The organism is Jejuia pallidilutea, from assembly GCF_002973595.1.
In the GTDB taxonomy this organism is placed as follows: Bacteria; Bacteroidota; Bacteroidia; order Flavobacteriales; family Flavobacteriaceae; genus Jejuia; species Jejuia pallidilutea.
This window is the reverse complement of the sequence record NZ_PVEO01000012.1, coordinates 40,720-54,379: the sequence shown is the minus strand read 5'-3', so window position 1 is coordinate 54,379 and position 13,660 is coordinate 40,720. Positions and strand designations below refer to the sequence as shown.

Sequence of the window (13,660 nt, the reverse complement as noted above, 5' to 3'; positions counted from 1 at the left end):
ATTCGCTTAATTTTACAGTTATGAATGTGAATACGCCTTTAGCGGAACGATTACGCCCTAAAAATTTGACAGATTATGTGAGCCAAACACACTTGGTTGGCAAAAACGGTGCTTTAACACAACAACTAAAGCATGGACTGATTGCGTCTATGATTTTTTGGGGGCCACCAGGAACTGGCAAAACAACCCTGGCAAATATAATTGCCACAGATTCCAAAAGACCCTTTTACACTTTAAGTGCTATAAATTCTGGTGTAAAAGACATAAGGGACGTTATTGAAAAAGCAAAACAAAGTGGGGGTTTGTTTACTACTAAGAATCCTATTTTATTTATTGATGAAATACATAGGTTTAGTAAATCGCAACAAGATTCTTTACTTCAGGCTGTAGAAAAAGGTTGGATTACTTTAATTGGTGCTACTACTGAAAATCCGAGTTTTGAGGTGATTCCTGCATTATTGTCTCGATGTCAGGTATATATTTTAAATGCTTTTTCTAAACAAGATTTAGAGACACTCTTACATCGCGCCATTGAAAATGATGAGATTATCTCCCAAAAACATATTAAACTTGAGGAAACGGACGCCTTATTAAGGCTTTCTGGTGGAGATGCTAGAAAATTGCTTAATATTTTTGAATTAATTGTAAATTCTAGTGATGCTGATAAAATTATTATTACCAATAGCTATGTGTTAGATAAGGTACAGAACAATACGGTTAGATATGATAAAACTGGAGAGCAACATTATGATATTATTTCTGCCTTTATAAAATCTATACGTGGTAGCGACCCAAATGCAGCCGTATATTGGCTGGCACGTATGATTGAAGGTGGTGAGGATGTTAAGTTTATTGCACGCAGGCTTTTAATTTCTGCTAGTGAAGATATTGGAAATGCTAATCCTACGGCTTTGGTAATTGCAAATAATACATTTCAGGCAGTATCTACTATAGGTTTTCCAGAATCTAGAATCATTTTAAGCCAATGTGCTACCTATTTAGCGTGTTCTCCTAAAAGTAATGCTGCCTATAAAGCTATAGGCGCCGCACAGCAATTGGTTAAGGAAACAGGCGATTTATCGGTTCCTCTAGAAATTAGAAATGCACCAACAAAACTAATGAAAGAATTGGGGTATGGGGAGAATTACAAATATGCGCATAACTACGATAACAACTTTGCAAACCAAGAGTTTTTACCAGAAGATGTAAAAAACACAAAACTGTATGAACCGGGTAATAATGCTAGGGAAAATGCCCAACGGGATTTTTTAAAAAAACGTTGGAAAGATAAATATGGCTATTAGGCAGTGTTTCATATTAAAATTTTAGATTTAGTTCTTTTTTACTCAACTCATCATTTACATATTCTTCTAGTATCCAAACATTATCTTGTTTGTAGATAATGGCGCTCTCCCCTTCCACTAAAAACACATTTTTAAGTCCGGTTTTTTTAATTCTGAATACTACTTTTGGAGTGCTATCTACCAATTGATAACCATTAGTAATTTCCTGAGCATACAAAATACCGTTAACCACTTTTATTGCAGTACTTTTTGTAGAAACAACCTTTTGTTCTGCTTCGGTTACTATAGCTTTTGCCATTTTGGTTTCTTCGTTAGCTGCTGTAATTGCTTTTTGTTCTTTAAGCGTTTGTAGCTCTTCTTTAAGTTTTTTTACTTCTTCCAAAACCTTTGCATCTGTTTTATTATCTGACAAACTTTTGGTTACTGCCAGTTTTGAAGGTTTTGGCGTGTAATTATAATTTAAAGCTTCAAAAGAAGTAAAGGCATCTCTTAACGACCTGTTGTATGCCACGTCAAATTCTTTTTCTCTACTTTCTCCTTCCTTAGAGGTAAATACTACTCTATCGTTACAATCTTTTAATACAACTTTTAACTTTGTTTTAAACATACCAGAATCTTTCATAACGTGTGTACGTAAAGCTAAGCACCTATCTTTTATTAAATCCTCTGGATATTCGCTGCCTTCCATTAAAGCGGTAAACCCATATTTATTAAACAAGAACTGAGTTAGCTCGTTTAAGCGATATTGGTTTTCTTCATTTAGAAAATCGAATTTATTTGGTACAATTACGTATTTGTAATTATTAAGATTGGTTTGCGCAAATACGCTTGAAATTATAAAAAAAGCGATAATAGAGATAAATACTTTAGTTTTCATTTTTAAAAATATAATTAAGTCCTAATTGTAAAGATACATTTTGTGCATCATATATGTTTTGATAAGACAAAAAATTATCGGCCATAAGGTATATATTTAAGCCCAAAATATTTGCAGATACGCCTAATCCAATATTACTAAAAGAGTACGGATCTATGGTGTAGGTTGCCTTGGCGCTTAAACCTTTAAGAATACGTCTGTAATAATACGCCGTTAAAGCAGCCTGTAGGCCTTTTGGTCTTTTTACCGCGTATAGTTGTGCACCTACCCTGTTTAAAAAACCACCATCTTCTGCCAAACAGTCGCAATCTTTTAACTTTTTTTTACCGAACGCATAATTTAAAGAGGCATTTAATTTTACAGGTCTCCAAACGGTATATTGTGTTTGCGTTGTGTCTATTTCAAAAAGGTCTTCAAAATCTTCTTCTAGTTCACTCCAATAATCATTAGCAGACTGCCCTTCGTTCGATTCTGGAAAAAGTGGATCTATCCCTTCAAAAGTAAAATCGTCTTTTAGCTCATAGTTTTCAATATCTTTAGAGTGATGTATAAAACCAATATCCAACAAACTACCGTCTACATACCATTGTTTATTTATTTGATAGGTAAAACCTATATCGAAACCTAAACCTAAGTTTTGGCCAAATAATACACGCTTTTGTAGTGTTTTAATATCTTCACTAAAATCATCATTATCATCGTTTATGAGACTTGATATACCAGAAGTTCTTACTGCTAAATCTAAATTAAAAATATGTTCATATATATTATTGTCACCGTTAACGGTAGTAAATGTACCTTTATTTTTAGTTGAATTTACATTAAAAATACTTGAATATATTTTTCCGCGTACACCATAGGTAAATTTACCATTCACTTTTTCATTATAACCTACATGCAGTACAGAGAGTATGTCGGCGTTTAAATTTAGATGGTCTAATTTAAAAGGCTTTCCGATATTAGATTGATTACCTTCTAAGGCCAAAACAGCATAATCTTTGGGAAAATAACCAACAAAATCAAACTCTTGGTAAAGCCCAAAACTTAAATACTTATTTTTATTATAAGAAGGCCCGAATGCAAAACCACCAGAAAACAGTTCTAATTGTTGTGTAGCTGTTAAAAAATCATTTGGTTGCAATTGTTGTACTGCATCTCGTAATTTTACATTAAAATCTCTACCATCCTCAGCAAAAATATCATAAATAGAAATTTCTGAAGACCCTCCATTTAAATGAATCTGTGACAGAAAGGGAATGCCAAAATAGCCTTTATTTTCAACCTTTCCCCCAGGATTTAATAGCAAAGCTTGTGGTATTTCAGAAAACCCATAAAGCAATTGTTTGTTTTGTGAGAAACAAAAGCTTAGTGTTAGTATTAAAATAAAGGGAAGTTTCTTCAAAATCGTTAATTAATGTTTAAAGAAAAGATACCTTTGGATTGCACACTTATTTCTCCTGGAGTGTCTGCATTAATAGCTTCACCAGGAAGCATTACGAGCGTAAAAACAAGTATTCTTGAACGTTTTATACGCTGAAGCGTTTCGCCCTCGAAAACTTCGGTATGGGTAGTTTTTATAATGTTATTATTTGCCGAGGCACTTGTATTTACTGTAAAACGTTCTAACAATTGGTTAGCATTATCTAAAAAGCTTATGTGAAGTTGGTAGCCACGGTTAATGGAGTTTTCAATATTAAAAACAAACTCTGCTTTTACAAGGTTATCTTGTACAAAACTATTGTTAAAAAAATCTATCTCTATAAAATCCTCAGCTACACTCTCTTCGGAGCCACCAAGAAAAAAATCTTTAGCTGATGCTTCATAAAAAATTAAACTAGATTCTACAACAGGTTCTAAAACTAAAGTATTGGCCTGATTAAAATCTACGGGCTTAGTACAACTAAAATAATTTAGCAAGAGCACCCCTAAAAAAGTAGTTATAACAATTTTATTTTTTATCATCAAATTGAAAACGTTTGGTTTAGCAATGGTATTGTTTTACAAGTACATTTTTAGTTCAATTAATTTAGAAACTCCTTTTATACCACCGTTAAAACTTGCGTTATTAGGGTTGAAGAAAATAGCATCCATCCCTATATTTAGGGCACCTTCTACATCGGCCTCCATACTATCGCCTATCATTATACTTTGCTCTGGTTTAGCTTTGGCCAAATTCAATGCAAAATTAAATATTTTAGGATTTGGTTTCTTTACGCCTGCTATCTCAGAGTTAGTAATGGTTTCAAAAAAATGAATGATATTAGATGTATCCATTTTTCTATACTGAACCTCATTAAAACCATTGGTAATTATATGTAATTTGTAATGAGACTGAAGATATTTTAATATACTTGTGGCATCTTCCATTAAGAAATTAAAAGCAGATAAGTGTTTAATGTAATCTTCTGAGAGCTGATGAATTACACGCTCTTCAACTGATAGTTTTAAGGCTTTAAACGTATCATTTAACCTAGAAAAGCGCAATGCTTCTTTTTTTATTCGTTCTTCTCTGTATAGTTTCCAATACAGGAAATTAATAGGAGTATAATGCTTTAAAAATTCATTTAATTCTACGGGTATCCCGTTTAGTTTAAATATTCTATCAAAAGTTAGTGCAGAATTTTTTTCGAAATCCCATAGCGTATGGTCTAAATCAAAAAAAACATCTGTAATCCCGTTAAGCTTCTTCATTTGTTGAGGCTAAAATATTGTTAAACAATTCTTTAAACCCATTCCATCTGGCAGTATTACTAAATGTATAATTATGAAATATTGGTACAAATTCTCCATTTACACGCTTTATTTCTTCTATAATAGTATTAAGTACTTTCTTTTTATCTAACATGGATGTTGTTTTTAATAATACGGAATCCATTAAATGAAACGGACAAACTTTTAGTGGTGTTTGCACTTCATAATCTAAATCATAAAACAAAAAAGGGGTGCAGGAACCAGCTCTAAATCCTATATAATCAATGTAACCCATGGTATAATCTTCATTTATTTCTAACTGTACTAAATTGCGATACGATTCTGGTAAGCTTAATTTTGAAAACGAAAATCTTGACGCTTTTAAGGATGTATTTATAACATCTTCCATTTGGCGCTTTTCTTTTTTTAAGAGCACCACATCTTTTACCGAGAAATATGATGCTTTTAAACCTACCTCGCAATAATCTGCCACATGCTTTATAAGCGATACATATTTTCGTTTGTTAATATTTATACCTTTGTCGAAGGTAGAATACGAACCTACAAAAAAGAATACCAAAAACTTAAATTTACTTTGCTTCTGTTTGTTAATAATATACTTAAAAGTATCGAAAGGGTCGTGTTTAAAACCAAAAAGTACAGCATACCTATTGTATAAACTCTTAAACCTAAATCTAAAAAAATCCTTAAGCGTCCCTCCTAGAGAACGCATTACCCCTTTTAATTTATAATTATAGGGGCTTGGTACATCTATTATTGGTTTTATACGGTATTCGCGCTTTGGAAATTTAAAATCTGGAAACTGTTTTTGTATTGCTACTTTAAATTTATATGCCCAAATATCTACAACAGGTTGTTGTAAAAAGCCGTGGTTGTAAGCTAAACTTTCGGTGGCTAAAAACCTACCATATTCGTCTTTTCGTTGAGGTAAATACTCCTCATAACGTGATAACATATAAAAGGAAGCTGCAAAAATATCAAATGGTATGGCGCTTTTATCACCATTAAAAAAAAAGCATTTAGTATTTTCCCATTTTTGTACGTTTATTTCAATATCCGACAGTCCCTGCTCAAACAATATATCGTTACTTTTTATAAAAAACTCATTTCCTAAATGCTGCTTAGTGTACGACATTTTTAAGCTATCGTGCGCTATAAACTCTTCAATTTTAGTTGTAAACTCTACCTTAATACCCAAAACACGCGTACATATGTGCTTAAATACATATTTTAATCTTGGTGATATTTTGTGGGTATATACTAGTAACATTTTTTCTGTTTTCAAAAAAATAATCTTCTGTTATAATAATGCTTCATCAGCAAAACTAAAATAGGCTTTTTCTGTAATTATTAAATGATCTAAAACTTTAATATCTAAACTTAATGCGGCACTTTTTAATTTTTGGGTTATTTGTTTATCAGCCTCACTTGGTTTTAAAGTTCCCGATGGGTGATTATGTGCTAAAATTAATGCTGTAGCCCCAGTTTCTAAAGCAGTTTTTAACACCAAACGCACATCAACCAAAGTTCCTGTAATACCACCTTTACTTAATTGATTTTTTTGAATGACTTTATTGGAATTATTCAAATAAACAATCCAAAATTCTTCATGCTCCAACTCTCCAATAACTGGTTGCATTAATTCGAATACCGATGCACTAGAGGTTATTCTTTTCTTTTCTAAGGCCTCTTCTCCTCTACGACGCCTTCCTAATTCTAGAGCAGCTGCAATGGTTATTGCCTTAGCTTCCCCAATACCTTTAAACGCCATAAGTTGTTTAATGCTAAGTTTTCCTAGTTCGCTTAAATTATTATCTACACTTGCTAAAATACGTTTGCATAAAGCCACGGCACTTTCTTCCCTATTGCCCGAACCTATTAAAATAGCAACCAATTCTGCGTCGCTTAACGCAGATTTGCCTTTGTACAATAACTTTTCACGAGGTTGGTCGTCTTGATTCCAATTTTTTATTGAAAATGAAGTCTTTTTTTCTGTCACGCACTAAAGATAAATATTGTAATTTAGAGAAACAATAAAAACCTAGTATATGAAGCCTTTAAAAAAAGAGGATATAAATCAAGATGTTTTTGATTTGTATGACGATTACGCCCATAATAAAATTGATCGACGCAAATTTGTTGAAAAATTATCCCTTTATGCCATTGGTGGCATTACAGTATCTTCACTCCTCAGTTTTATCACACCAAATTATAAAGACAACCTTGTTGTAGCAGTAAACGATAAGCGGTTAGACTCAAAATACATTACCTATAATTCGCCCAAAGGCGGAGGTACTATAAAAGGATTATTATCTAAACCTAAAGATGCCAAAGGCAAATTGCCAGGTGTAATAGTTGTGCACGAAAACCGAGGCTTAAACCCGTATATAGAGGATGTAGGCAGACGCACTGCCCTTGAAGGGTTTATATCATTAGCTCCCGATGCGTTAACACCACTTGGCGGCTATCCTGGAAATGATGACGAAGGGCGCGCTCTACAACGTAAACGAGATAAACAAGACATGCTTGAAGATTTTATTGCTGCATTTGAGTATTTAAAAAACCATAAAAATTGTAATGGCCACATTGGTGTTGTTGGGTTTTGTTTTGGCGGATGGATTTCTAATATGATGGCTGTAAAAATTCCAACCTTAAAAGCTGCTGTACCGTTTTACGGCGGACAACCATCTGCTGAAGAAACAGCCAAAATTAAAGCACCTTTGCTATTACAGTTTGCAGAACTTGATAAACGTGTTAATGCAGGTTGGCCAGCTTATGAAGCAAGTTTAAAAGCAAACAATGTAGCATATACAGCCTATTTCTATGAAGGCGTTAACCATGGTTTTCACAATAACACAACACCTAGATATGATGAAAAAGCCGCTACCTTATCCTGGAAACGTACTATTGATTTTTTTAATGATAAATTAAAGTAACACACTACCGGAAAGCTCTCAATAATAAGAATAATTTACATTGCTTTTGCACAAAAAATAAGGCTTTAAAAATAGATTTATACAGATGAATATGTATGGCTATATTTAAATTCCATAAAACTATGCTGCTTTTAGTAAACTTAATTCCTCATACCTAATGCTAGTACAATCTACCAATATTTCTAAACCAAAAACTATTTTATGGCACAATACCCAAGTAAGCACTGGTATATTTAAAACGCCTGTAGCAAAAGCTATTTTCTTGGGTAAAAATGGTATTATAAATGATTATGTTGCTGATAAAAAAGTACATGGCGGCACTTATAAGGCGTGTTATATGTTTTCAGCAGATCATTACCCGTACTGGAAAAAAATGTACCCTCATTTAAAATGGAGTTGGGGTATGTTTGGAGAAAACCTTACCATAAAAGATATGAACGACACCCAAATTATGGTAGGAGATATTTACAAAATTGGCGAAGCTTTGGTACAAGTTACACAACCAAGAGAACCGTGTTTTAAATTTGGTGTGAAATTTGAATCCCAAAAGATTATAAAACAGTTTGTAGACTATGGATATCCAGGAACCTACGTTAAGGTTTTAGAAAAAGGTTTGGTGAGTAACAACGATAATGTAAAACTTGTGGAACGCCCAAAAAAAAGTTTAAGTGTGGCGCAATTATACAATTTGATATTTGCAAAAATCAAAAATCAAGACTTATTGAAAATAGCAGTAGATTTAGAGGTTTTACCTCAGCAAAAACGGGATAAACTAAAAGGGTTTATCATTTAGTTTAAATTTTTTTAACTACTTTCTTTTAAGTCTAAAGATTTATCACTCTTAAATGATGGCATATCTCAAAATTTGATCAAAAAATCTACAATAAAACTCCAAAATAAATGTCTGATAATCTTCAACATAAAAATTTGAATCCCCTTAGTTTGGTAGTAAAGGTGCTTAGGCTAACGCCCCAATTTCCTAGAATGTTAAAAAACATAAAACTGGCAAAGGACATTGCTCCAGATAGTTACCAGTCCATCGGTAAGATTATAGAACACAATGCCCAACACTACGGAACTACCACTGCTTTAAAATTTGAAGATGAAAGTTATACCTATTCAGAATTTAATCAAACCGTAAACAAGTACGCAAATTATTTACTTCAAAAGGGTATTAAAAATGGAGAAACGGTTATTGCTTACATTGAAAACAGACCAGAACTCTTGTTTTTAATTACTGCATGTGCTAAAATTGGCGCTGTTATTTCGCTTATAAACCCTAATCAGAAAGGAAAGGTTTTAATCCATTCTATGGAACTTGCCAAATCCAATCACTTTTTTATAGGTGAAGAATTGGTGTCTTTTTTTGAAGAGGTTAAACACTCGCTTTCTGGAAGTTTGTCGCACAAATATTATTGGGTTAGCGATCAACAAAAAACAGATTGCCCACAAAACTATACCGCACTTAAAACCGATTTGGAGCATATAACTACAGAAAACCCAATAACGACCCAAAACATAAAATCGCACCAAGTTTATGCCTACGTTTTTACATCGGGCACCACAGGACTCCCCAAAGCATCGCGACAAACACACCGAAAGTGGCTGTCTACATATTATTGGTTCGGTAAGGTAAATATGAATCTTGGCAGTAAGGACGTAATGTACGTACCGCTACCTTTTTACCATACCAATGCACTAATTGTTGGCTGGCCTACAGCTCTTGCCGCACCTTGCACTATGGTAATGCGAAGAAAATTTTCTGTTACCCATTTCTGGGAAGATGTTAAAAAATACCATGTTACGGCATTTATTTATATTGGGGAATTGTGCCGCTATTTGCTAAATGCCCCAGAAACATCTTTAGACAAAAACCACAGTATTAAAAAAATTATGGGCAATGGCCTGCGGCCAGATATTTGGCACCAATTTAAAGAACGTTTTAACATTAAAAACATTTTTGAATTTTATGGTGCTGCCGATGGTAATGTTGGATTTACCAACACGTTTAATTTTGATTGTACCATTGGATGGTCTCCCCAAAATTTTAAAATTATAAAGTACGACGTAGAAAACGATATGCCAATTAAGGATGCTAATGGGTTTTTAATTCCTGTAAAAAAAGGCGAAACGGGTTTATTAATTTCTGAAATAAGCGACAAATCGGTATTTGACGGGTACGTAAACAATAAAAAGAACGAAGACAAAATACTACGCCATGTGTTTAAAACTGGCGACATTTGGTTTAACAGTGGCGATTTACTTCAGGATATTGGCTATAAGCATGCACGGTTTATAGATAGAATTGGCGATACCTTTAGATGGAAAGGTGAAAATGTAGCTACCGCTGAAATTGAAAGTATTGTTGGTAATTTAAAATGTGTTGAAATTTGCGCCGCTTATGGTGTGCAAATCCCAAATAACGATGGTAGAGCAGGTATGGTAACCTTAGTAAGGCGAACAGATGCTCATTTTGATATAGATACCATTGCTGCTCATCTCTTTAAAACACTCCCAAAATATGCGGTCCCCATTTTTATAAGAATTAAGGATGCAATAGATTTTACACATACACATAAAATAAAAAAGTTTGAATTAAAAAAAGAAGGCTTTAATTGCGATGATACCGTATACGTGTTACTTCCAAAAAACAGTACATATGTACAAATAGACAAAAACCTGCTGAAGGAAATAAATACAGGTACTTTTGTTTTTTAGATGGAAAACTGTAGTAATATGCGTGTCAATAAATGCTTTAAGTTGGGGTTAACCCTAATCTTATTTAAACAATCCTAAAATCTTATCGTTATTTCTAACTACTTTTGTGAGGATAACACCCCATAATGTTTGTGGTAACTTAAATTTATGATTTCAAAAAAAATCGCCAAACATAGATTAATTTTAGAGAGAAGGTTATATCAAAATAGTACTTTAAAAAGCATTTCAGCAATAGATAACCAAACCCTAAAACACATAGTTTCAGCTTTTAAAGCTGTAAAAAATAAATCTTACACAAAAGAAGATCTAAATGCTTTTTCAAGATGCGAAAACTATAGAAACAATCTTTTAAAAGACTCTAGAGTGGTTACTTATGAAATTTTCTCATTAAACCAAACTGCGCTTGTAAGCGATATATGCAAAAAAGCAGCTTCTAAAGCTAAATGGTGTGAATTTTTGTATATGATTGCAAAACACATTAATAACCCAAAAGTTTTAGAAATAGGTACAAATCTTGGGGTTTCCGGGGCTTATATTTTAGAAGCTATAAACGCTAAAGATGGATATTTTGTAACTATAGAAGGCTTGCCTAAACTTTGCGAAATAGCCTCCCAAAAATTTGGAACTATAAGCCATGATTCTAATTTTGAGGTTGTAGAGGGCTTATACGATGATACGTTTCCAAAGGTTATGAATAAGAATACTGCCTTTAATCTATTATTTATAGATGGTAACCATAAAAAAACACCAACACTTGAGTATTTTAATACATTAAAATCTAAAATTAGTTCTCCAGCATTATTTGTTTTTGATGATATTTACTGGAGCAATGAGATGAAAGAAGCGTGGCAGATTATTATTAATGACAACGACGTTAATTTCTCTATAGATTTATACGAACAAGGTTTGGTAGTAATAGATAAAAACGAAACTTTAGATAAAAAGCATTTTGAGCTACACCTTAGTTATTAAAAAATATTAAGTTATCAAGCCCTTTACGTCATCAAAATCTAAACCACCATAGTTACCAGAGCTCATTAATAGTAATGTTTTTCCATTAAAGTTTTGCGAAAAGAGAAAGTTTTTAAAATCGTCTGAATTGGTGTAAATAATTAAATCGTCGCGTTGAAAAGCTTCAGCAATTTGCTCGTGGGTAACTTCTTCTAGTTTCTTAATTTCAACAGCATGGGGCGAATAAAATACCACAGCAACATCGGCTGCATCTAAAGCGCCTTTGTACTCCTTTAAAAATTTGGCATTTAAACTACTATAAGTGTGCAACTCTAAACAAGCTATTAAGGTTCTATCTTGGTATTGCTCCTTTACGGCATTAGTGGTGGCTTCTACTTTACTTGGTGAATGGGCAAAGTCTTTATAGGCAACACTTATTTTACTTTCTGCAATTTTCTCTAGGCGTTTACTAGCCCCTTTAAAAGTAGCAATGGCCTCATAAAAATCATCTTCGTCAATGCCCATGTGCTGACAAATCCATTTTGCCCCTGCTAAGTTATTTAGGTTGTGTTTTCCAAAAACTTCAATTGGCAGATCGCCTTCGGGAGTTTCTAAAAAAGTTTGTCCGTTTTCAACAGTATATACTGGTGTTTGATAAGGTATTTTTCTAATGGTATTTTCGGATGCTTCAACAACACGTTTCACTTCTAAATCTTCTTCATTGTAGTTAATGCTTCCACCGTTTACTATAGAATCTACAAAAATGCTAAACTGCTCTACATAATTCTCATAGGTTGGAAACACGTTAATATGGTCCCAAGCAATACCGCTTAACAATGCAATATTAGGTTTATAGAGGTGAAATTTTGGACGGCGATCTATAGGCGAACTTAAATACTCATCGCCTTCTAATACTATAAAATCGTTGTCTTTGGTAAGTTTTACCATAACATCAAACCCCTCTAATTGAGCGCCAACCATATAATCTACATCCTTGTCGTGATAATGCATTACATGCAAAATCATAGATGTTATGGTTGTTTTTCCATGGCTACCACCAATTACCACTCTGGTTTTGTGTTTAGATTGTTCGTACAAAAACTCTGGATAGCTGTAAATTTTAAGTCCTAGTTCCTGAGCCTTCAGTAGCTCTGGATTGTCGGCTTTAGCATGCATGCCCAAAACAATAGCATCTAGATTTTTTGAGATTTTTTCTGGATACCACCCAAAAGCTTCGGGCAACAATCCTTGAGCTGCTAATCTTGATTTTGAAGGTTCGAAAATGGTATCGTCGCTTCCTGTAACTATGTATCCTTTGTTATGCAGTGCGAGTGCTAAATTGTGCATTGCGGCACCACCTATAGCTATAAAATGTACATTCATGTAGCAAATATCTACTTCTATATTTAAAGTTCAAAGTATAAAGTTTAAAAGTTAGTAAATCCTATTTTTATTTGAAGGAATTACTAGAACTAAAAACATAATATTCACCACTTAAAAAATTCTTGAAGACTCTAATAGCAAAAATGCATTAATAATTTCTGGGCTAATACTTAAAACGCTTTTTTTGAAAAAAATTATGGTTAAAACCTGTAACCAATACGTAAGTGTAAATTCATAGCAGCTTCTCCCTCGTTAGACAAATACCCAACACTTTTTGCGAAAATGTATCTAAAACCTAAACCAATTCCTGTTTCATAGGTAAAATGACTCCCAATATTTCTTTTTATTCCCCATGTTGGAATTATTGAAATTTGATCAGCCACTTCTACATTATCATAATTAGAAATAACGAACCAATTGGGGTGGTAACTTGTTTGCAATGTCAAAAAGTTTCCGCTATTCCCAGAAATATTTTTTGATTTAGCTATACGTTTGTCTAAATTATAATACCATCTTGGTTCTAATGTAATTACTGGCGTTATTAAATATCCATTTTTTGGATAAAAGCTTCCTCCCCAGAATCCTGCATCCATTCCAATTTCAGTCCGTAATGCTATTTTATTAGATAACTTTATCTCTCTATGCGCCCATATACCTAGCACACCTGCTTGGGCGCCATAAGTGGACTTTTCTACACTCTCATTTTGCGACTTACCAATTAAGGATAACCCACAAAAGCATAAGAACAATAAATACTTTTTCATTTGGATATTAATTTG

At 33.2% G+C, this 13,660-nt stretch carries 13 protein-coding genes; 5 read left to right on the top strand and 8 right to left on the bottom strand.

The features are described 5' to 3' along the window. Window positions 1-26 precede the first annotated feature (26 nt). On the top strand, window positions 27-1,304 hold the full coding sequence (locus CLV33_RS15630; protein ID WP_105474702.1) for a replication-associated recombination protein A: 1,278 nt from the start codon (window positions 27-29) through the stop codon (window positions 1,302-1,304). Between the two features lie 13 nt (window positions 1,305-1,317). Here CLV33_RS15630 and CLV33_RS15625 read toward each other — a convergent pair whose 3' ends face one another. From CLV33_RS15625 to radC, 6 genes are read right to left on the bottom strand one after another with little or no spacing between them, the layout of a single operon-like run. Next, entirely contained in the window at window positions 1,318-2,181 is an 864-nt protein-coding gene (locus CLV33_RS15625) for a hypothetical protein (RefSeq protein WP_105474682.1), read from the bottom strand. Beyond that, window positions 2,171-3,583 carry a DUF5723 family protein gene (locus CLV33_RS15620; RefSeq protein WP_244906446.1) on the bottom strand — a complete coding sequence of 471 codons (1,413 nt, stop codon included), beginning with the start codon at window positions 3,581-3,583 and terminating at the stop codon, window positions 2,171-2,173. The genes CLV33_RS15625 and CLV33_RS15620 overlap by 11 nt, the downstream gene beginning before the upstream one ends. A 5-nt stretch (window positions 3,584-3,588) precedes the next feature. Continuing rightward, the gene (locus tag CLV33_RS15615) at window positions 3,589-4,143 is read right to left on the bottom strand and encodes a hypothetical protein (protein WP_105474680.1); all 555 of its coding nucleotides are present in this window, start codon (window positions 4,141-4,143) and stop codon (window positions 3,589-3,591) included. Between the two features lie 36 nt (window positions 4,144-4,179). Beyond that, entirely contained in the window at window positions 4,180-4,872 is a 693-nt protein-coding gene (locus tag CLV33_RS15610) for a YjjG family noncanonical pyrimidine nucleotidase (protein ID WP_105474679.1), read from the bottom strand. Then, a complete protein-coding gene (locus tag CLV33_RS15605; RefSeq protein WP_105474701.1) occupies window positions 4,859-6,163 on the bottom strand; it encodes a polysaccharide deacetylase family protein in 1,305 nt (434 codons plus the stop codon). Before CLV33_RS15605 ends, CLV33_RS15610 begins: the two co-directional genes overlap by 14 nt. A gap of 30 nt (window positions 6,164-6,193) precedes the next feature. After that, a complete protein-coding gene (radC, locus tag CLV33_RS15600) occupies window positions 6,194-6,892 on the bottom strand; it encodes a RadC family protein (RefSeq protein ID WP_105474678.1) in 699 nt (232 codons plus the stop codon). 49 nt (window positions 6,893-6,941) lie between these two features. Here radC and CLV33_RS15595 point away from each other — a divergent pair, with 49 nt between their 5' ends. The 4 genes from CLV33_RS15595 to CLV33_RS15580 all read left to right on the top strand — a co-directional run bounded on the left by CLV33_RS15595 (window position 6,942) and on the right by CLV33_RS15580 (window position 11,519). After that, complete coding sequence (locus tag CLV33_RS15595) at window positions 6,942-7,829, top strand: dienelactone hydrolase family protein (RefSeq protein WP_105474677.1); 888 nt, start codon at window positions 6,942-6,944, stop codon at window positions 7,827-7,829. Between the two features lie 157 nt (window positions 7,830-7,986). Next, window positions 7,987-8,622: an MOSC domain-containing protein gene (locus CLV33_RS15590; RefSeq protein ID WP_105474676.1), complete on the top strand. Its 636-nt coding sequence runs from the start codon at window positions 7,987-7,989 to the stop codon at window positions 8,620-8,622. 107 nt (window positions 8,623-8,729) lie between these two features. Then, window positions 8,730-10,547, top strand: a complete 1,818-nt coding sequence (locus CLV33_RS15585) for a long-chain-acyl-CoA synthetase (protein WP_105474675.1) — start codon at window positions 8,730-8,732, stop codon at window positions 10,545-10,547. Between the two features lie 147 nt (window positions 10,548-10,694). Then, window positions 10,695-11,519: an O-methyltransferase gene (locus CLV33_RS15580; protein WP_105474674.1), complete on the top strand. Its 825-nt coding sequence runs from the start codon at window positions 10,695-10,697 to the stop codon at window positions 11,517-11,519. A 6-nt stretch (window positions 11,520-11,525) separates the two neighbouring features. Here CLV33_RS15580 and CLV33_RS15575 read toward each other — a convergent pair whose 3' ends face one another. Further along, window positions 11,526-12,881 carry a UDP-N-acetylmuramate--L-alanine ligase gene (locus CLV33_RS15575; RefSeq protein ID WP_105474673.1) on the bottom strand — a complete coding sequence of 452 codons (1,356 nt, stop codon included), beginning with the start codon at window positions 12,879-12,881 and terminating at the stop codon, window positions 11,526-11,528. Between the two features lie 200 nt (window positions 12,882-13,081). Next, window positions 13,082-13,645: a hypothetical protein gene (locus CLV33_RS15570; RefSeq protein ID WP_105474672.1), complete on the bottom strand. Its 564-nt coding sequence runs from the start codon at window positions 13,643-13,645 to the stop codon at window positions 13,082-13,084. Between the last annotated feature and the right edge of the window lie 15 nt (window positions 13,646-13,660).